We start from the raw sequence: 1548 nt of genomic DNA on the forward strand, positions 1-1548 counted from the left end.
CCCGTACCGTCCGCACTCCCCCCACCGGACACATCCAGACACTTCCCACCGACCCCCTTCACCTCACCCGCGCGGGGATCGGAGGGTGAGCCGGACTGTTTGATCCGGATGTTGCGGAAGGACGCCTCGTCGCCGTCCCCGTGGTTCTGCAGGCCGATGTGGCCCTGTCGCAGGCTGCGCGCGGGGTCGGTGTTGGTGAAGTCGTTGATCTTCCGGCCGTTGAGGAAGATCTCGAGGCGCTCGCCGGTGACGCGGATCTCGTAGGTGTTCCACTCCCCCGGCGGATTGATCGCGGCGTCGCGCGCGGCCAGGTCGGCGGAGCGGAATCCGTACACGGCTCCCGTGGTGCGGTCGGCGGCGTCGGTGGCGTCGATCTGGATCTCGTAGCCGTTGTCCACCGCCGACCACGGGTCGTCGGAGGCGGGAAAGCCCACGAATACGCCGGAGTTGTCGTCGCCGTCCAGTTTCCAGTCCAGCTTCAGGGAGTAGTCGCCGGTGAACTCCTTGGCGTCGTACCAGAGCATGCCCAGTCCGCCGTGCGAGGTGAGCGTGCCGTCGGTCAGGGTGAAGCCGCCGGGGCCGGCCTGCTTCCAGCCGGTGGTGGACGTCCCGTCGAACAGGGGCGTGTAGCCGGTTTCCGGGCGGCAGTCGGCCCGGGTGGTGCCGGCGGCCCAGCGGATGCCGCCGAGGAGGTGCTCGCGGAAGGCGGGGTCGGCGTAGGACTCCTCGGTGTGACCGCCGCCGGTGTAGAAGGCGCGGCCGCCTGCGTAGTCCTTGCACCAGGCGATCGGGTGGTCCCCGGACATGGTGCCGCCGGAGTAGCTGGACTCGTCGAGCGATGCCAGGACGTGGGCGGTGGTGCGGGGATTGGTGCGGTAGTTGTACCACTCGTCGGTGCGCTGCCAGGTGCTCCGGAGGTGGGCGGTGGCGTCGTGCGCCCGGTCCTCGACCCTGACGGTGGCGGGCTGGATGGCGGGGTGGGACTGGAACAGGGCGCCCGCCAGTCCCTCGTAGAAGGGCCAGTCGTACTCGGTGTCGGCGGCCGCGTGGATGCCGACGTATCCGCCGCCCGCGCCGAGGTACTGCTCGAACGCGGTCTGCTGGGCGGGGCCCAGGACGTCTCCGGTGGTCGACAGGAAGACCACGGCACGGTACTGGGCCAGGTTGGCGGTGGTGAAGGCCGCCGGGTCCTCGGTGGCGGTGACGGTGAAGTTGTTCGCCGTGCCGAGGCCGCGCAGGGCCGTGATGCCCTCGTCGATGGAGGAGTGGCGGTAGCCCGCCGTCCGGGAGAAGACGAGGACGCGGTAGGCGGGGTCGGCCGCCGCGGTGGCCGCGGTCCGGGGTGTGTCCTGGGGCGCCGGTGCGGCGCCGGTCCGGGCCGTGGCCTGGGGTGCCAGGCAGAGCAGGGCGGCGGTGCACAGGGCGAGCGCCGTGGTGAGCGGGGTGCGCGTCATGGGGGCCTCCTTTCTACGGCAGGGTCCATTTCTGGTTGGGTCCGGTGTGGCAGGTCCACAGATGGACCGGCGTCCCGTCGTTCCACGTACCGCC

General features: G+C 71.1%; 2 protein-coding genes. Both read right to left on the reverse strand.

Translation table 11 applies throughout. The features are described from left to right. Positions 1–1454, reverse strand: a 1454-nt coding sequence (locus tag IE172_RS34175; protein ID WP_190101257.1) for a ThuA domain-containing protein, incomplete at its 3' end; no start/stop codon positions are given. A 13-nt stretch (positions 1455–1467) separates the two neighbouring features. Next, the coding region (locus IE172_RS35570) for an RICIN domain-containing protein (RefSeq protein ID WP_390622734.1) at positions 1468–1548 on the reverse strand (81 nt) is incomplete at its 5' end.

The sequence above is a fragment of the Streptomyces griseoflavus genome, from assembly GCF_014649995.1.
Taxonomy (GTDB): domain Bacteria; phylum Actinomycetota; class Actinomycetes; order Streptomycetales; family Streptomycetaceae; genus Streptomyces; species Streptomyces griseoflavus.